Origin of the sequence: Bradyrhizobium erythrophlei, assembly GCF_042430365.1 — a bacterium.
In the GTDB taxonomy this organism is placed as follows: domain Bacteria; phylum Pseudomonadota; class Alphaproteobacteria; order Rhizobiales; family Xanthobacteraceae; genus Bradyrhizobium; species Bradyrhizobium erythrophlei.
Map to the genome: position 1 here is coordinate 1,314 of NZ_JBHMET010000231.1, position 15,640 is coordinate 16,953.

Annotated in this window: 20 protein-coding genes; 9 read left to right on the forward strand and 11 right to left on the reverse strand. The window is 63.9% G+C overall.

Annotation, left to right across the window (positions count from 1 at the left end):
* From ACFFWD_RS34490 to ACFFWD_RS34500, 3 genes are all read right to left on the reverse strand, one after another.
* Positions 1 to 378 (reverse strand): TCP-1/cpn60 chaperonin family protein (locus tag ACFFWD_RS34490; RefSeq protein WP_376973156.1); only part of this gene is annotated, 378 nt, incomplete at its 3' end.
* A 61-nt stretch (positions 379 to 439) separates the two neighbouring features.
* Positions 440 to 754: a co-chaperone GroES gene (locus tag ACFFWD_RS34495; RefSeq protein WP_376973158.1), complete on the reverse strand. Its 315-nt coding sequence runs from the start codon at positions 752 to 754 to the stop codon at positions 440 to 442.
* A 308-nt stretch (positions 755 to 1,062) separates the two neighbouring features.
* Positions 1,063 to 2,292: a diguanylate cyclase gene (locus ACFFWD_RS34500; protein WP_376973160.1), complete on the reverse strand. Its 1,230-nt coding sequence runs from the start codon at positions 2,290 to 2,292 to the stop codon at positions 1,063 to 1,065.
* A 275-nt stretch (positions 2,293 to 2,567) separates the two neighbouring features.
* On the opposite strand from ACFFWD_RS34500, the gene ACFFWD_RS34505 reads away from it, so the two are divergent.
* Both ACFFWD_RS34505 and cynS read left to right on the forward strand, forming a co-directional pair.
* The gene (locus tag ACFFWD_RS34505; RefSeq protein ID WP_376973162.1) at positions 2,568 to 3,059 is read left to right on the forward strand and encodes a GlcG/HbpS family heme-binding protein; all 492 of its coding nucleotides are present in this window, start codon (positions 2,568 to 2,570) and stop codon (positions 3,057 to 3,059) included.
* A 148-nt stretch (positions 3,060 to 3,207) separates the two neighbouring features.
* Positions 3,208 to 3,696, forward strand: a complete 489-nt coding sequence (gene cynS / locus ACFFWD_RS34510) for a cyanase (RefSeq protein ID WP_376973164.1) — start codon at positions 3,208 to 3,210, stop codon at positions 3,694 to 3,696.
* 114 nt (positions 3,697 to 3,810) lie between these two features.
* On the opposite strand, the gene purB is transcribed toward cynS, so the two are convergent.
* A complete protein-coding gene (gene purB, locus ACFFWD_RS34515; RefSeq protein WP_376973166.1) occupies positions 3,811 to 5,241 on the reverse strand; it encodes an adenylosuccinate lyase in 1,431 nt (476 codons plus the stop codon).
* 154 nt (positions 5,242 to 5,395) lie between these two features.
* Complete coding sequence (locus ACFFWD_RS34520) at positions 5,396 to 6,208, reverse strand: isocitrate lyase/PEP mutase family protein (RefSeq protein WP_376973168.1); 813 nt, start codon at positions 6,206 to 6,208, stop codon at positions 5,396 to 5,398.
* 113 nt (positions 6,209 to 6,321) lie between these two features.
* Here ACFFWD_RS34520 and ACFFWD_RS34525 point away from each other — a divergent pair, with 113 nt between their 5' ends.
* Positions 6,322 to 7,272: a LysR family transcriptional regulator gene (locus ACFFWD_RS34525; RefSeq protein ID WP_376973170.1), complete on the forward strand. Its 951-nt coding sequence runs from the start codon at positions 6,322 to 6,324 to the stop codon at positions 7,270 to 7,272.
* 13 nt (positions 7,273 to 7,285) lie between these two features.
* Here the strand turns inward: ACFFWD_RS34525 and ACFFWD_RS34530 are convergent, their stop codons facing one another.
* A complete protein-coding gene (locus tag ACFFWD_RS34530) occupies positions 7,286 to 7,609 on the reverse strand; it encodes a DUF1476 domain-containing protein (protein ID WP_376973172.1) in 324 nt (107 codons plus the stop codon).
* Between the two features lie 352 nt (positions 7,610 to 7,961).
* On the opposite strand from ACFFWD_RS34530, the gene purC reads away from it, so the two are divergent.
* From purC to ACFFWD_RS34550, 4 genes are read left to right on the forward strand one after another with little or no spacing between them, the layout of a single operon-like run.
* Positions 7,962 to 8,729 carry a phosphoribosylaminoimidazolesuccinocarboxamide synthase gene (gene purC, locus ACFFWD_RS34535; RefSeq protein WP_016843454.1) on the forward strand — a complete coding sequence of 256 codons (768 nt, stop codon included), beginning with the start codon at positions 7,962 to 7,964 and terminating at the stop codon, positions 8,727 to 8,729.
* Positions 8,730 to 8,739: 10 nt separating this feature from the next.
* On the forward strand, positions 8,740 to 8,979 hold the full coding sequence (gene purS / locus ACFFWD_RS34540; RefSeq protein WP_026192985.1) for a phosphoribosylformylglycinamidine synthase subunit PurS: 240 nt from the start codon (positions 8,740 to 8,742) through the stop codon (positions 8,977 to 8,979).
* An 11-nt stretch (positions 8,980 to 8,990) separates the two neighbouring features.
* A complete protein-coding gene (gene purQ / locus ACFFWD_RS34545) occupies positions 8,991 to 9,692 on the forward strand; it encodes a phosphoribosylformylglycinamidine synthase subunit PurQ (RefSeq protein ID WP_376973176.1) in 702 nt (233 codons plus the stop codon).
* A 50-nt stretch (positions 9,693 to 9,742) separates the two neighbouring features.
* Positions 9,743 to 10,717 carry a tripartite tricarboxylate transporter substrate-binding protein gene (locus ACFFWD_RS34550; RefSeq protein WP_376973287.1) on the forward strand — a complete coding sequence of 325 codons (975 nt, stop codon included), beginning with the start codon at positions 9,743 to 9,745 and terminating at the stop codon, positions 10,715 to 10,717.
* A gap of 8 nt (positions 10,718 to 10,725) precedes the next feature.
* Here the strand turns inward: ACFFWD_RS34550 and ACFFWD_RS34555 are convergent, their stop codons facing one another.
* Positions 10,726 to 11,709: a DMT family transporter gene (locus ACFFWD_RS34555; protein ID WP_376973178.1), complete on the reverse strand. Its 984-nt coding sequence runs from the start codon at positions 11,707 to 11,709 to the stop codon at positions 10,726 to 10,728.
* Between the two features lie 170 nt (positions 11,710 to 11,879).
* On the reverse strand, positions 11,880 to 12,194 hold the full coding sequence (locus ACFFWD_RS34560; protein ID WP_376973180.1) for a methyltransferase: 315 nt from the start codon (positions 12,192 to 12,194) through the stop codon (positions 11,880 to 11,882).
* 286 nt (positions 12,195 to 12,480) lie between these two features.
* Here ACFFWD_RS34560 and ACFFWD_RS34565 point away from each other — a divergent pair, with 286 nt between their 5' ends.
* Positions 12,481 to 12,708, forward strand: coding sequence for a hypothetical protein (locus ACFFWD_RS34565; protein WP_376973182.1), 228 nt, complete (start codon positions 12,481 to 12,483; stop codon positions 12,706 to 12,708).
* A gap of 890 nt (positions 12,709 to 13,598) precedes the next feature.
* Here the strand turns inward: ACFFWD_RS34565 and ACFFWD_RS34570 are convergent.
* Positions 13,599 to 13,931: a winged helix-turn-helix transcriptional regulator gene (locus ACFFWD_RS34570; protein WP_376973184.1), complete on the reverse strand. Its 333-nt coding sequence runs from the start codon at positions 13,929 to 13,931 to the stop codon at positions 13,599 to 13,601.
* 104 nt (positions 13,932 to 14,035) lie between these two features.
* Between ACFFWD_RS34570 and ACFFWD_RS34575 the strand changes: the two genes are divergently transcribed.
* Positions 14,036 to 14,749, forward strand: a complete 714-nt coding sequence (locus tag ACFFWD_RS34575) for a glutathione S-transferase family protein (RefSeq protein ID WP_376973186.1) — start codon at positions 14,036 to 14,038, stop codon at positions 14,747 to 14,749.
* 24 nt (positions 14,750 to 14,773) lie between these two features.
* On the opposite strand, the gene ACFFWD_RS34580 is transcribed toward ACFFWD_RS34575, so the two are convergent.
* Both ACFFWD_RS34580 and ACFFWD_RS34585 read right to left on the reverse strand, forming a co-directional pair.
* Positions 14,774 to 14,920 (reverse strand): hypothetical protein, encoded by a 147-nt coding sequence (locus ACFFWD_RS34580; RefSeq protein ID WP_376973188.1) that lies wholly within the window; start codon positions 14,918 to 14,920, stop codon positions 14,774 to 14,776.
* A gap of 107 nt (positions 14,921 to 15,027) precedes the next feature.
* Complete coding sequence (locus tag ACFFWD_RS34585; protein WP_376973190.1) at positions 15,028 to 15,507, reverse strand: PaaI family thioesterase; 480 nt, start codon at positions 15,505 to 15,507, stop codon at positions 15,028 to 15,030.
* Positions 15,508 to 15,640 lie beyond the last annotated feature (133 nt).

A 15,640-nucleotide genomic window follows, 5' to 3' on the forward strand; every position in this document is an offset into this window, starting at 1 on the left:
GGCCTCGACCGCCATGTCGATGCCTCGCTTCAGATCCATCGGGTTCATGCCGGCGGCGACCGACTTGGCGCCTTCGCGGACGATGGCGGACGCGAGCACCGTGGCCGTGGTGGTGCCGTCGCCTGCCGCGTCAGCGGACTTGGAGGCGACTTCGCGCACCATCTGGGCGCCCATGTTCTCGAACTTGTCCTCGAGCTCGATCTCCTTGGCGACGGCGACGCCGTCCTTGGTGATCCGGGGGGCTCCGAACGACTTCTCGATCACGACATTGCGGCCCTTGGGGCCGAGCGTCACCTTGACCGCATTGTTCAGAATGTCGACGCCGCGCAGCATCCGGTCGCGGGCATCGACGCCGAATTTGAGTTCTTTGGCTGACATGTCTGTCTCCCTGCGTTGATCTCTGTTCCTCGTCCCAGGATGAGGGAACGGGGCGTGCGGCTTATGCGGCCTTCTTCTTGGTGGAGGTGTCGATGAGAACGCCCATGATGTCGCTCTCCTTCATGATCAACAGCTCCTGGCCGTCGATCTTGACCTCGGTGCCGGACCACTTGCCGAACAGAACGCGGTCGCCAACCTGAAGGTCGATCGGGATCAGCTTGCCGCTCTCGTCGCGGCCGCCGGGGCCGACGGCGATCACTTCGCCCTGCGAGGGCTTTTCCTTGGCCGTGTCGGGGATGATGATGCCGCCGGCGGACTTCTCCTCGGCTTCGATGCGCTTGACCACGACGCGGTCGTGCAGCGGACGGAACTTCATGCGGTCCTCCTTGGCTTTTATGACTATTTTCGGGGTTGGCAGTCGCAATGGGCGAGTGCCAACCGCCATTCACTTATGCCTGTGAGACTCCGGAGCAAGGGCACCGGCCCGCGATATTTGACGGCAACCAGCGCCGGTGGCGGGCCCGTTTTGCGCCGGGATCAATGACCGCGGGGTGACGACGCAACGCGCGGCGTCCGCGGCCGGCTAAAGCGCGATGAGATTTGGGTGAATCGTCATCGCGCTTTAGGTCTTTGTTTGAGCATGATCTTTTCGGAAAACCGCTTCACACTTTTCCGGATTATGCTCTAGGCGGCGCCGCGATCGACGGCGGATGCCGGGCTCCTTTTCGTCAGCCGGCGCAGGGCCGCGACATTGGTCGCGACCGAGGCCATGCGGCAGCGCGCCTTGCCCTCCGATTTCGCCTCGTAGAGGGCGGCATCCGCAACCGCCAGCAGTTCCTCGGCCTCGGTGCCGTGCTCCGGGGACACGGCAACGCCGACGCTGACGCCGACATTGACGCTGGTCTGGGCGGCGACGCCGTCGGCAAGCTGGTAGGGCATCGTGACAGTCTGGATGATGCGCTCCCCGACCGCGAGCGCCTGCGCGCCGGAGGCGCCGTTCGCCAGCACGACGAACTCGTCGCCACCGAGCCGCGCGATCACGTCGGTCTCGGGCAAAGCGCGCCGCAGCCGCTCGGCGGTGAGCATCAGCACCTGGTCGCCGGCCGCGTGCCCATAGGTGTCGTTGACCGGCTTGAAATTGTCGAGGTCGAAGAACAACAGCGCAAACGGCCTGCCGCCGCCTTCGGACGCCTTCAGCCTCGCGTTCAGCGCGGCGACGAACCCTGCGCGATTGCGCAAGCTGGTCAGCGTATCGTGGTGGGCGAGGTGGCCGTTCTCGCGCTCGGCGCGCATGGTCGCGATCAGCATCTTGTTGAGGCGGAAGGCCGCGACCGTCATCGCCGACAGATAGAGCGGCACCTGCAAGGAGACGATGTAAAGCAGCGGCTCGCCGGCGAGCGCGGCGCCGGGCATGATCGGGCCGAGGCTGAGCAGGATCATGGTGCCGGCGAGACGCGGCGCGCTGAAATTCCGGAAGCAGATGCCGCCGACCATCGCCGCCGCCGACAGCGAGGCCAGCATCGCGACCACCCAATCGCCGCTGGCGAGGCTGATCAGGATGCCGAAGCCGACGCTGGCGCTCCAGGCGACCGCGAGCACGAGGTGAAGGTCGGTCGGCGTGCGGCGGCGTTCGCGCGCCGCGCGATTGGCGACCACGAGCACCGCCAGTCGCGACAGGCAGATGACGAGTTCGAGGATGACCCAGGCGATGAAGAGCGCGGTGGGCTCGCGGATCGCGATCACGGCCGCGACCGCAACGGTGTTGACCGCGCCGGCGGCGAACACCGGCAACGAACCGTAGAGGTCCGCGATCAGCGCGGCGCGGATGTCGTCCGGAACGCCCGGGCCGGCATCGGCAAGCCAGCGCGTCACGCCCCAGCGCGGCTGGCTGTATCGTCCTTTTTCGGACTGCATTGTTGTTGTCCCGTCGTTGCGGACGGCACCTGACCCGAGCGCCCCTAACAGGCTTTTAAAGCCGTCTTCGATCGCGTGACGTGCTTGACGGCCGGTAAACCCGGCGGGGCGGTGGAGATCGACGCGGCGCCGATCGGCCGCAGCAGCGACGGTTGGTCGCGAGAATTTGCGCAGCCCCACTGGCGCGAACGCGAATTTTGTCTTGCGGCGCGGGATTATTCGGCATCGGGGAGGGTTCATGGACGCACAACAACCAGCCCACAGGGAGCTTCCTCATGCGTCGTGCCAGTCTGGCCCTCTTTGCCTCCGCAACCGTTCTCGCCGCCACACCCGCGCTGGCGCAGGCGCCGCAGGTCGAGAAGAACATCTCGATGGCGCTCTCGATGGCGATCATGCAGGGCGCGCTCGATCAATGCACCAAGGACGGCTACAAGGTGTCGGTCGTGGTCGTCGACAAGGGCGGCAATGTCGCAGCTTCCGTGCGCGGCGACGGCACCGGCCCGCACACCACGGAATTCGCGCGGATGAAGGCCTACACCGCGCGCACCCGCAACCAGACCTCGCTTGCGACGATGAAGCAGATGGAGGATCCGGCCTTCTCCTTCCTGAAGCAGATCCCCAACGTGGTCGGCGTCGGCGGCGGGGTGCCGATCAAGGCCGGCAATGAGGTGATCGGCGGCGTCGGCGTCTCCGGCGCGCCGGGCGGCGAGAAGGACGAGGTCTGCGCCAATGCGGGCCTCGCCAAGGTCGCGGACGCGCTGAAATAATCGATCGCGGCGCGGCCACGTCGCATCCCGGCGTGCCGGATGCGACGTGGGCCGGCCCTGGTCATGCGGCACCGGTCCCTTCCGGTCCGCATTGTGGCATGCTCCTTGCTCGCTGATGCGCCAGTACAACGCCCAGGGAGACTGCCCCATGAAACGATCCGACCTCACCGAAAAGCTGCTCGACATCAAGCGCGAGAAGGGCTGGAACTGGAAACACATCTGCGAAAAGATCGGCGGCTATTCCGAGGTCTTGATCGTCGGTGCCATTCTCGGCCAGATGAAACTCACAAAACCGCAGGCCGCCAATGCCGGTGAGCTGTTCGGCCTGTCGAAGGCCGAGACCGCGATGCTCAACGAGGTGCCGATGCGCGGCACCGGCACGCCGATGCCGCCGACCGATCCGCTGATCTACCGCTTCTACGAAATGGTGATGGTCAACGGTCCGGCCTGGAAGGCGCTGATCGAGGAGGAATTCGGCGACGGCATCATGTCGGCGATCGACTTCGACATGGCGATCGAGCGCGTCGCCAATCCGAAGGGCGACCGCGTCAAGATCACGATGTCCGGCAAGTTCCTGCCCTACAAATATTACGGCGCGAGTGGCAACGTGCCGGAATACGGCTTCAAGGAGGAGTGAGGGGCGGTCGCGAATGGTGAATTGCGAGTGGCGAATGGAATCTTTCCCGTTCGCTACTCACTATTCGCTCCAGTGAATGCTTCACGCCGCGCGCTCTTCGGGCGCGCCTCGACATCACAGGATCGCGCCCGGCGTGTAGCTGGCCGCCTCGGGCTTGGCCCGGGCCAGAGCTTCGACTTGCTCGGCGAAGTAATTGACCTGAGCGCCGGCGTCGCCCGAATTGGCGCGACCGTGATCGAGCAGGCGCTGCAGTTCGGCCTCGCTCAAGCCAAGACGCTGATCGGCGGCGAGACGCTGCAGAAGGTCGTTTTGCACGATCTTGCCGGTGCGCAGGTCGCGAATCGCAGCGACGGCATGTTCCTTGATTGCCTCGTGCGCGCCTTCACGGCCAGCGCCCTTCTTCACCGCTTCCATCATGACCGTGGTCGTCAGCAAGAAGGGCAAGTAACGGTTGAGCTCGGTCGCAACGACAGCTTCGAACACTTCCATCTGATCAAGCACGGAGAGCAGGGTCTCGAGCAGGCCATCCATGGCGAGGAAGGCATCGGGCAGCATGACGCGGCGGACAACGGAACAGGAGACATCACCTTCGTTCCACTGATCACCGGCGAGTCCGGAGGCCATGGCGAGATAGCCCTTCAACACCACATGCAAGCCGTTGATGCGCTCGCAAGAACGGCTGTTCATCTTGTGCGGCATGGCGGAGGAACCGACCTGGCCTTTGGCGAAACCTTCGCTGGCGAGTTCATGGCCCGCCATGAGGCGCAACGCCTTGGCGAAGTTGCCGGGACCGCTGGCGAGCTCGGTGAGCACACTGACTGCACGGAAGTCGAGGCTGCGCGGATACACCTGGCCAACGGCATCAAAGGCTTTCGGCAGGCCAAGGTGAACGAGAATGCGTTGTTCAAGCGCGCGCGCCTTGCCGGCATCGCCATTGAACAGGGTGATCTGATCGAGACGCGTGCCCACTGCGCCCTTCAAGCCGCGAGCCGGATAGGTTTGCAGCACGTTGACCAGGCTCTGATGCGCCAACAGCATCTCTTCACCAAACATGGCGATGCGCTTGCCAAGGGTGGTGACCTGCGCGGCCACGTTGTGCGTGCGTGCGGTGAACGGAATGTCGCGCAATTGCCGAGCGTGCTTCGCAAAACGAATGAGCGCGGCGATGCTCTTGGTCTCAATGAGCTGCAGCCCGCGGTAGACCTGCAGTTGCTCCACGTTCTCGGTGAGGTCGCGGCTGGTCATGCCCTTGTGCAGGTGCTCATGACCGGCAAGACCGCAGAACTCCTCGATGCGCGCCTTCACGTCGTGGCGGGTGATCCGCTCGCGCCGCATGATGGATTCCAGGTTGATCTGGTCTTTGACGCGCTCGTAGCTTTCGATCACGCCATCCGGCACCGGAATACCGAGATCGCGCTGGCCCTTCAGCACAGCGATCCAGTAGTCGCGTTCGAGGCGAACCTTGCCTTCGCCACTCCAGATGGCGCGCATGGCGGGTGAAGCATAGCGTTCGGCGAGGACGTTGGAGATGTGATCTTGGGGCATGGTCCTGCTCTCTTGGCATTGCCCGAGGCTGGCTGCAAGTCCGGCGCCATCATACCCAATCCTGCCACGTTCCGCCTCCGCCAATCCGATGCGGCGCCGGCATGGTCTGCGCTGGCCGACGGCTTGTCGCCAGCGCTCCTCGCTATGAGGGTGATCAGCCAAATGCCGCCCGCACCTCCTTGATCGGCGCCATGTCGCGCACATAGGTGAACGATCCCTGATCCTTCATCTCGCGGGCACAGCGCAGGAACGCGGCCAGCGCGTGGCGCTCCATCGCACCGCCGACACTGATGCGCTTGACACCGGCGGCCGACAGTTGCTCGACCGTCAAGGTCGGGTCGGCAAAGCCCATCACGAGGTTGAATGGCCGCTGCACTGCCGAGACCACGGCCTTGATGGTGGCGAGGTCGTAAAGGCCAGGCGAATACAGCACGTCGGCGCCTGCGGCCTCGAACGCCTGCAGCCGCTTGATCGTGTCGTCGAGATCCTTGCGGCCGTATAGAAAGTTCTCCGCCCGCGCCGTCAGCGTGAACGGGAAGGGTAGGGCGCGCGCGGCCTCGACCGCCGCCTGCACCCGCTCGACCGCGAGCGAGAAATCGTAGATCGGACGCTGCGGGTCGCCGGTCGAATCCTCGATCGAGCCGCCGACGGCGCCGGCTTCCGCCGCGCGCGCGATCGCCTTGGCGGCGGTCTTCGGATCATCAGCGCCGCAATTCTCGAGGTCGGCGTTGACGGGCAGGTCGGTGGCATCAGCGATCTGCCGGCAATTCTCGATGATGGCATCGAGGCTGACGCTGACGCGGCCGAGCGTGTTGGCAAGGCCGAGGCTCGTGGTCGCGAGCGCCTCGAAGCCCATGGCGGCGAGCAGCTTCGCGGTGCCGGCGTCCCACGGGTTCGGGATGATGAAGGCGCCTTGCCGCTGATGCAGCTCGCGAAACCGTGCCGCCTTGTCCGCCTGGGTGCGCATGTTGAGCTCCTGTTGGTTGCCGGATCGACTGGGGCTGAGCGATAGGGCTGTATCGCCCATCAGGCAAATTTGTTATTTCTCTCGATGTCATCAGCTTTTTGCATGAGGGTCCGATGGACAGCGACGCGCTGAATACCTTCTTGGTGGTGCATCGGCGCGGCGGCATCTCAAATGCCGCGAAGGCGCTGCACCGCTCGCAGCCGGCGATCTCGCGGCGCATCGCGCTGCTCGAGCAGGAGCTCGGCGTGCCGCTGTTCGAGCGGATCGCGGGCAAGACCAGGCTCAGCGACGCCGGGCGGGTGATGGTGCCCTATGCCGAGCGCGCGGTGGCGGCGGCGCAGGACGCGGAGAACGCGGTTCGCGCCTTGCTGCGGGACAGTGCCGGGCCTGTCTCGTTTGCGGTGGTGGGCACGCTCGCCGGCGGCCGGCTCGCCGAGGTCCTGAAGCGCTTTGCGCGCGAGCATCCGGATGTCGCCCTGACGCTGCGCACGGCGACCAGCGCCGAGGTTAGCGACCTCATCAGGCGCGGCGAGGCGACGATCGGCCTGCGCTATGACCGCGACCGCTCGCGCGATCTCGATTGCGAGGTGCTGTTCGCCGAGCCGCTTCAGGTCGTGTGCGCGGTGGACCATCCGCTGGCAGGGGGACGGGTCGCAAAACTCGCCGATCTCCGGGCTGAGCGCTGGATCGCCTTTCCCGAGGTGCCGGGACGCCGCGAGATCACGGCCTCGCATGTGTTCGCGCTGTTCCAGACCGCGGGGATGGGCGAGATCGACTGGACGCCGGTCGACAGCCTCACGGCGCAAAAGCGGCTGGTCGAAGCCGGGCTCGGCATCGCGCTGCTGTCGCAAAGCAATGCGGCGGAGGAAATGCGCGCATCCACCATCGCGACGATTCGGGTCGACAACCTGACCGCAAGCCACGACGTCGTCGCGGTGACCAGGCGGGGCGGCTTCCTCAGCGCCGCCTCTCGCCGCCTGCTGGAGATTATCCGCGCGGACTTCACGCGGCGGAAACCGGCGCAGCCGCGGGCCGGGTCAAGATCCGGCGCGCGGAGGCGTTGAGCGTCGCGGGGGCTTATGTCCCCGCCTTCACCTGGGCCACGGCCTGCGCCAGCAGCTCGTCCATCTTGGCACGGATGTCGGCCTCGGTGACGGCATTGCCCTTGGCGGTGAGGTCCTTCAGGACCTTGTGGAGAACGTCCCCGTCGCCGGCTTGCTCGAAGTCGACGGCCACCACGTCCTTAGCGTAGGCGTTGGCCGCGTCGCCTGACATGCCAAGCTGGTCGGCGGCCCACAGGCCGAGCAGCTTGTTGCGGCGGGCTTCGGCCTTGAATTTCTGCTCCTCGTCGAGGGCGAATTTCTTCTCGAAACCTTCCTCGCGCTTGTCGAATGTGGTCATGGCCTGAAGTTCCAATCCCCGGCTGAATGGCTGGCTGCCGCGCCGTTGCGGCGGCCCTGATCCCTGCCTAGATATGTGGGAGGAATCGGCAAGACAACGAGCCGTTAAGCCGCAGGCAAAACAAGCGGAATCAGGCCTTTACGATAGGGCGGTATAAGTTCACCTAAAGGGGCCGTATCGATTGTGCTGGATAGGCCAATCGGATAGGTTGCCACCAGGCTCGGTTCTTGTTCTGTTTCCTGTTGGCGTACACAAGTTCCTGGCCTCCGCGGCAGCTCCGTCGTGGGTCGCAACCCCAAGTCACCCGGAGCACACCAAATTCATGGATTTCAACAAAACACGGTACATCCCAATGAGCCGTCGACGCCGTATTTATGAAGGCAAGGCCAAGGTCCTGTATGAAGGCCCGGAGCCGGGAACCCTGATCCAGCACTTCAAGGACGACGCGACCGCGTTCAATGCCAAGAAACACCAGGTGATCGAGGGCAAGGGCGTCCTCAACAACCGGATTTCGGAGTACCTGTTTCAGCACCTCAACGACATCGGGGTGCCGACCCACTTCATCCGCCGTCTCAACATGCGCGAGCAACTGATTCGCGAGGTTGAGATCGTGCCGCTCGAGGTGGTGGTGCGGAACGTCGCCGCAGGCTCCTTGTCGCAGCGGCTCGGCATCGAGGAGGGCACGCAGCTGCCGCGCTCGATCATCGAATTCTACTACAAGAACGACCAGCTCAACGACCCCATGGTGTCGGAAGAGCACATCACCGCCTTCGGCTGGGCCACGCCGCAGGAGATCGACGACATCATGGCGCTCGCCATCCGCGTCAACGACTTCCTGACCGGTCTCTTCCTCGGCATCGGCATCCGCCTCGTCGACTTCAAGATGGAGTGCGGCCGGCTGTTCGAGAACGAGATGATGCGGATCATCGTCGCCGATGAGATCTCGCCGGACTCCTGCCGGCTCTGGGACATCAAGTCGAACGAGAAGCTGGACAAGGACCGCTTCCGCAGGGATCTCGGCGGGCTCCTGGAGGCCTATACCGAGGTCGCCAAGCGGCTCGGCATCCTGATCGAAAATGAACGGCCGGCCGGAAGCGGCCCGGTGCTGGTGAAGAGCTAAAGGGGCGACCGTGAAGGCACGTGTGACCGTTACGTTGAAGTCGGGCATCCTCGATCCGCAGGGCAAGGCGATCGAGGGTGCGCTGAAATCGCTTGGCGTCGATGGCGTCGCCAGCGTCCGCCAGGGCAAGGTGTTCGACATCGAGCTCGCCGCCACCGACAAGGCCAAGGCGGAAGCCGCGCTGAAGGCGGCAGCCGACAAGCTGCTGGCCAACACCGTGATCGAGAATTACCGGGTCGAACTGCTCTAGGCCGCACATCCATGAAATCAGCCGTCCTCGTCTTCCCCGGCATCAACCGCGAGCGCGATATGGCGCGCGCGCTCAAGCTCGCCTCCGGCAACGAGACAGCGATGGTCTGGCACGCCGAGACTTCGCTGCCTGCGGGGACCGACCTCGTGGTGGTGCCGGGCGGCTTCTCCTACGGCGACTATCTGCGCTGCGGCGCGATCGCGGCACGCGCGCCGGTGATGGATGCGGTGCGCGACTTCGCCGCCAAGGGCGGGCTCGTGCTCGGCGTCTGCAACGGCTTCCAGATCCTCTGTGAAGCCGGACTGCTGCCGGGCGTCCTGATGCGCAATGCGCGGCTGAAATTCATCTGCAAGGACGTGCATCTGCGCGTCGAGCGCTCGGACTCGCCGTTCACCCGCGGCTACAACGCCGGCCAGGTGATCCGCGTGCCGGTCGCCCATGGCGAGGGCAATTACGAGGCCGACGAGGAGACGGTCAAGCGTCTCGAGGGCGAGGGGCGCGTGCTCTACCGCTACTGCTCAACCGAAGGCGTGGTCGACGAGGCCTCGAACATCAACGGCGCGGCGGATTCCATCGCCGGCATCGTCAGCGAGCGCGGCAACGTGCTCGGCATGATGCCGCATCCGGAAAACCACGTCGAAGACATCATGGGCTGCACCGACGGCCGCGGCCTGTTCGCAGGGCTGGCCCAGCATCTGAAAAAAGCGGCGTGAAGATCGCATAGCGTCTTCGAGCGAACCGGGGGCCAGGTCGCGTGCAGAAACTGCGTCAAAATAAGGGGGGCGCGCGGTGCCTTGCCGCGCTCGCGGCGCTGTTGATTGCGACGGCGGCGCACGCCGAGGATTTCCCGAAGCGTCCAATCAGCATGATCGTGCCGTTCGCGGCCGGCGGCACCTCCGACGTGATCGCGCGCGCCGTCGCCGATCAGATGGGCGTCGCGCTCGGGCAAACGATCGTGATCGAGAACGTCGCCGGCGCCGGCGGCTCGACCGCGCTGACGCGCGCGGCGCGCGCCGAGCCTGACGGATACACCATCGCGATCGGCAACGCAGGCACCAACGCGGCCGCCTACACGATCTATCCGAAACTGCCGTTCACGCCCGACTCCTTTGCGCCGATCGCCGTCGTCGCCAAGACCTTCGGCATCGTCGCCTTGCGCAAGGACTTTCCGGCCAAGGACCTCAGGGAATTCATCGACTACGCGAAGAAGAATCCCGGCAAGGTCAATCTCGGCCATGCCGGCGTCGGCTCATCGAATTATCTGATCTGCAAGAGCTTCGTGCACGCCGCCGGCGTCGACGTGACGCTGGTCGGCTATCGCGGCGCCTCGCCTGCGTTGACGGATGCGATCGGCGGCCAGATCGACGGCGTCTGCGATGCCGCCGCCTCGGTGTCGCAGGCGGTCAGCGAGAAGCTCGTGAAGGGCATCGTGGTCGGCTCGACCGTGCGGCTTTCGACGCTGCCCGATGTGCCGACATCCGCTGATGCTGGCCTTCCCGAGTTCGAGGCGCAAGGCTGGAACGGCCTGTTCGCGCCGAAGGGCACGCCTGGCGAGATCATCGCCAGGCTCAACGCCGCCGCGCGCAGCGCGGTTGCGAGCGAGGCGGTGAAGAAGCGGTTTGCCGACCTCTCGACGGTGGCACCCGACGCAGGCGAGCTGACGCCCGACGTGCTCGAGCGGCTCGTGACGCGCGACGTCGAGAAATACAAGAAGCTGCTGGCGGACGATCAGAAGTAATCACGCGACTAGCTTCGCAGCCGGGAAAGCCCGCGCTTGATGACGTCGCCCGGTACGGTCATCGCCGCGACACCCGCCATGACGAGGATGAGGCCCAGCGCCAGGTTCGACGGCACGGATTCGCCGAGCAGCACGACCGACAGCGCAACCCCGATCGGAATGCGCAAGTACCCTTGCGCATTGGTGGTGAGCGTGCCGAGCCGCGTCAGGCACATGTAGAACAGCATCAGGCCGAATGCGCTCGAGAAGATGCCCATGACGACGGTGGCGACCATCGCCTGCGGCGTCGGGTGCAGCGTCCAGGGCTGGTCGACGATCATGGCAACCGGCAACAGCACCGTTCCGCCGAACAACAGCGAGCCGGCCGCGACCACCATCGGATTGTAGTCCGACAGGCGCAGCCCGAAGATCGTGGCGCAGGCAAACGAGATGGTGGCGAGCAGAATCGCGATCTCGGCAAAGATCTCCTTGCCCATGCCGCCGAGCGCGTCGAGGCCGATGATCGCGACCGTGCCGGCAAGGCCGAGGATCGCCCCGATCAGCTTCAGCAACGTCGCCGGCTCATGCCGCGTGATCGCCCAGGTGATGAGGAAGGCGAAGATCGGCGTCGTCGAGGCCAGCACCACGGTGTTGGACGCCGGCACATATTGCTGTGCCCAGGTGATCACCAGGAAGGGGATCGTGGAGTTGATGGTCTGCTGGAAGGCGAACAGCTTCCAGGCCTTGGCATCGGTCGGGATGCGGATACCGCGGATTTTCAGCACCACGAGCAGGAAGCTCGCGGCGACCAGCGAGCGGGCCGAGATGAAGGTGATCGGCGGGATCGAGCCGAGCCCGATCTTGGTCAAAGGATAGGTCGAGCTCCAGCAGCAGGCGAGCGCCAGCAACAGCGCATAGTCGCGCCCACTGCGGCGGGCCGGCGCGGCGATAGACGCGGTGGACTTTTGCACGGGAGCCGTCACGCCACCCGTCTTCGTCGTGCTCTTCGGCACCTTGATTGGCTCCCCGCGCGTTGGCGCGCGATGGAGCGAATTTAGCGTGGCTGTGGATTGAAAGGCCAGAGCGTTTTGCCGAGTGCCAATGTCCGCTTTCTGGCGCAGTGGCGACATGCGCTTAGTACCCGAGCATGTCGCCTTTTGGACCCAGAACCGACGTGTCGCTTTCAAATCGGAGTGGCTTCGATAACGCTGAATCCAGTTGCTCCCGGCAGCAAAAGAGTGCGTCTCAACTCGAAATTTGCCGCGGCCAAAACCGACCGAAACTCCTCCTCAGTCCGCTCACGGCCGCCGAGCATAACGAGCATGTGCATGTCGAGCATGGTCCATCGTTGGTGGCCGGCTGAAGCATCGATCCGAGCCGGCATCACACGCTCAATCAGCAGGAGTCTACCGTCTGCCGATATCGCCTCCCGGCAGTTTTTCAAGATCGTTACACTGCGTTCATGTCGCCTCGCCAAAGGCTTCGAGGCAGCATCCATCCCCAGCGCGGAAGCTTAGTCCTGATCGCCAGCGTGCGGCTGCTTTCTCGGCGCCTCGCAAAACCCTGATATGGCAAACGCCTATTTTGGGTCGGGCTCTCGGAACGAGGGGCAGGTTGGTGGCTTGAGGTTCCGGATAGCCACGAAAGCCTACGATCTGGCTCACAGCGATGAACGCAAACTAAATTTCCCGTTCTGGTGTCATTCAAGTCACGGCCCCTAAGGTTTCGATCCTTTGTCCCACAAGGAAAATCCCTCGTGGGCACGAGAACTGGAGGAGATGACAATGAAAATCAAGTTAGTTGCTGCAGCGGCTTTGGTTGCGTCGTTCGCTGTTCCCGCTTTCGCAGCCGACGAGTTCTATGTCGTACAGGACGTCAAAACAAAGAAATGCACCGTCGTCGACAAGAAACCGACCGAGTCGTCGATGACCGTTGTGAGCCCAGCCGGCGCTGTCTACAAGACTAAGGCCGAAGCGGAGGCTGGGATGAAGACCGTCAAGGCCTGTTCCTGAAAAATCACTTAGTGGTCCGATTCTAACATTCGCATCCCGTTTCGGCAGGCGCTTTTGCGAATGTTAGAATCGATGGACCACTAGCAAATATAGGGTTCTAGTGGAGTTTTGGACTGGAACAGTTTAATGGCAACGACCTATTGTTGCGAACTTAAAACTCGGTGAGCAGCTTTCGATGCCTAAGTTGGCGACAATTTCTGCAACGGCTCTCGGCCTCACGTGCGCAATCTGGTGACCTCAGCTTCTGCCATTACCGTGCCTGTCGCTATCCGAACAGTTTCAGCTACTCCTCTCGCCGTTGAAAGCGCGGCGCTGATCTGCCGCGAGCGGTGCGGCTACTATGGCTGTCGGCAAATCTGCGTCCATCGGCCTGGATTCTACGGAGTGTACGGGCCGGGCGCTTACGGGTGGCGTGGATACGGCAGCGAGCCCTGGCGAGGTCGTTGGTGGCGTCATCACGAGGACGAACATGAACATTGGGGCCGTTACAAGCATCAACGTGAATACGAGGATGAGGACTGAGCCGCTCATACTTGAGTGTTCTTGACCAACCGATGGCGGCGGCCGTTGTGGACCGCAGTGACCCAAAATCGAAGCAAAACCGCGCGTGCGCGTCGCACTTACTTCATGCGCGGAGAATCCGTAACAGAGCCCATCTCCATCCTTGCTGGCGGTCGCCTTTGTTATGCCGCTGGGTCTGTACCATCGATACGATACCCCCGGCGCTGAACAATCCGGCGATCAACTTAATGTCGTGACATGCCCGAAGTTGAGCTGGTTTGCTGCAGTCAGAAATTGGCTCCTTGGCGGAAGTGACCGGCTGGCTTACCGATGCACGCTCAAGCGGGCAAAGCAGACTTCGCGCGTGAGACGTACGCTTGTCGCGGCATTCAGAGGATTGCGCTGCTCGCCAGGGTCTGCCGTTGCTTCCACCAGTCACCCAGGGCATCGACCAGCGGCACGAGGTTGTGACCGGCCGACGTGAGCTTGTATTCGACGCGCAACGGATATCCCTCGAACGCGGTGCGCTCGACGATGCCGGCCTCTTCCAGCTTGCGAAGCTCCGATGTCAGCATCTTGTGCGAGATGGTCGGGTTGTCCCTGCGCAGGTCGCTGAAGCGCTTCGCGCCCTTGGTCAGATAATAGATCAGCAGCGTCGGCCAACGGCCGCTCAGGATCTGCATGACTTCTTCGATCGGGCAGCGGGAGACGAGGTTCTTCATGGCCGCTCTTGGTTACAAAAAGGTGCGTAATTTACTCTACGGGCGGGCGATTAGGGTCCAGTTGCTGCGCAGCGTGATCGTCAGAAGTCACCGGAAACAACATCATGGAACCTATTCTACTTTACGGCTTCCCTTTGGGAAGCTCCATGGGACTCGTCGCAGCCCTCGAATGGCTCGGCAAGCCGTATCGCCTTTGCCGCGTCGACATGCTCGGTGAAATGCGGCATCCCTCCTACGCGCGGGTCAATCCACGGCATGAGACGCCGGCATTCGTCACCGATCGAGGCGAACTGCTCACCGAGAACATGGCGATCGCGGCCTGGCTCGAGGCAAGGGATAGCGAACGTCGCATCAGCTTCGACCCGCTGTCGCCGCGTGCCGACCGGATGCACCAGCTGATGGCGTTCGTGAACACAGGCTTCACCGGCGCGTTCAGCCCGCTCTGGGCTGCGATGGAGATGAAGACGCCGGACCCGGCATTGCAGTCCGCCTTGCGGCAGTGGGGACGCGACACCGTCGTGAACCGGCACGACAAGCTCGAGGGGCTGATCGGCGACGCCGCGTTCCTGCTCGGCGACCGCCCGACATTGGCAGACGGCCTCTTCATCGGCGTGGCACGCTGGCTCGACTTCCATGCCGTGGCTGATGGCGGCCGATGGCCGAAGCTCGCGGCGCTGCGCCGGCGCCTGGAGGCCGATCCGGCCGTGATCTATGCAACGGCGCTGGAGAGCGGCGAGAGCAGGCCGGGGACGGGCGCCTGCCGCGGGCATATTCCACTTGCCGAGGTCATCGACCAATTCGGGACGTCGAGCGGATGAGCACAGCGCTCGGGCGGCCATGCGCTACATTGAAGGGCTGACCGATCCGCAGGGCTTGAGGGTTTTGATCAAGTGCCCGTTCCAGCACTCATGGTGCTCCTGGGCGTAGACAAGCACGCCCATGAAAATCAAAGCCGCCAGGACACATCCGGCTACGAGGTTCTTCACCATGGCTGCCACTCCACGGGGTTAGCGCATTATTGTGGTAGGCGACCGCGCGGCCAAGGATGATGAACGCCATGGCTGCGGCCGTCAATGCGCCGACCGATCGAGCCGCATTACGCTCCAGCCTCCGCCGGCGACCTCCGCTTCATCCGCTTGATCGTCCCGGAGAAGGTGAACAGGATGCGCGCGCCTGCGCGCAGCGTGCCGCGCAGGAAGATCAGCGAGCCGCCGGAGCGGGTCACCTCGCCGTCGCATTCGACCAGGTCGCCCTCGCGTGCGGCGTCGAGGAATTCGCAGGAGAAGCCCACCGTGACGCCCGGCCCCTGCAGCTCCGAGGAGGCAATCGCGAACAGGCAGTAGTCCGCAAAGGCCATCAGGCAGCCGCCATGGACGTTGCGCATGCCGTTGAGGTGCTTCTTCTCGACCCGGAAGGCGCACCCGACCCGGCCACTCTCGTCCATCCGGTGCCAGAACGGGCCGACATGGGTCTCAAAACTGTCACGGGTCCAGGTGCGCCAGCCGGCGAATTCGCCCTCGGTCTCGACATGCAGGTCGGGGCGGTTGCGGAATGCAGGTTTGGATAGCTCGTTCACGCGAAAAGGCCTTCAAATTGGAGTTCCGGTCCTTAAATCCGATCCTGCCGGGCCGTGCAAATCCCGTACCCGCGCGCCGCCGCCGCAAAGCTCTGGACAGGCCGAAAATGCCCCCTAAAAGGCCTTTTCGACC

What these genes read in the sequence shown, in the direction of transcription:
- ACFFWD_RS34495 (WP_376973158.1), bottom strand. Translation starts at nt 754, where the DNA reads ATGAAGTTCCGTCCGCTGCACGACCGCGTCGTGGTCAAGCGCATCGAA.
- ACFFWD_RS34500 (WP_376973160.1), bottom strand. Translation starts at nt 2,292, where the DNA reads ATGCAGTCCGAAAAAGGACGATACAGCCAGCCGCGCTGGGGCGTGACG.
- ACFFWD_RS34505 (WP_376973162.1), top strand. Translation starts at nt 2,568, where the DNA reads ATGCGTCGTGCCAGTCTGGCCCTCTTTGCCTCCGCAACCGTTCTCGCC.
- cynS (WP_376973164.1), top strand. Translation starts at nt 3,208, where the DNA reads ATGAAACGATCCGACCTCACCGAAAAGCTGCTCGACATCAAGCGCGAG.
- purB (WP_376973166.1), bottom strand. Translation starts at nt 5,241, where the DNA reads ATGCCCCAAGATCACATCTCCAACGTCCTCGCCGAACGCTATGCTTCA.
- ACFFWD_RS34520 (WP_376973168.1), bottom strand. Translation starts at nt 6,208, where the DNA reads ATGCGCACCCAGGCGGACAAGGCGGCACGGTTTCGCGAGCTGCATCAG.
- ACFFWD_RS34525 (WP_376973170.1), top strand. Translation starts at nt 6,322, where the DNA reads ATGGACAGCGACGCGCTGAATACCTTCTTGGTGGTGCATCGGCGCGGC.
- ACFFWD_RS34530 (WP_376973172.1), bottom strand. Translation starts at nt 7,609, where the DNA reads ATGACCACATTCGACAAGCGCGAGGAAGGTTTCGAGAAGAAATTCGCC.
- purC (WP_016843454.1), top strand. Translation starts at nt 7,962, where the DNA reads ATGAGCCGTCGACGCCGTATTTATGAAGGCAAGGCCAAGGTCCTGTAT.
- purQ (WP_376973176.1), top strand. Translation starts at nt 8,991, where the DNA reads ATGAAATCAGCCGTCCTCGTCTTCCCCGGCATCAACCGCGAGCGCGAT.
- ACFFWD_RS34560 (WP_376973180.1), bottom strand. Translation starts at nt 12,194, where the DNA reads ATGGATGCTGCCTCGAAGCCTTTGGCGAGGCGACATGAACGCAGTGTA.
- ACFFWD_RS34565 (WP_376973182.1), top strand. Translation starts at nt 12,481, where the DNA reads ATGAAAATCAAGTTAGTTGCTGCAGCGGCTTTGGTTGCGTCGTTCGCT.
- ACFFWD_RS34570 (WP_376973184.1), bottom strand. Translation starts at nt 13,931, where the DNA reads ATGAAGAACCTCGTCTCCCGCTGCCCGATCGAAGAAGTCATGCAGATC.
- ACFFWD_RS34575 (WP_376973186.1), top strand. Translation starts at nt 14,036, where the DNA reads ATGGAACCTATTCTACTTTACGGCTTCCCTTTGGGAAGCTCCATGGGA.
- ACFFWD_RS34580 (WP_376973188.1), bottom strand. Translation starts at nt 14,920, where the DNA reads ATGGTGAAGAACCTCGTAGCCGGATGTGTCCTGGCGGCTTTGATTTTC.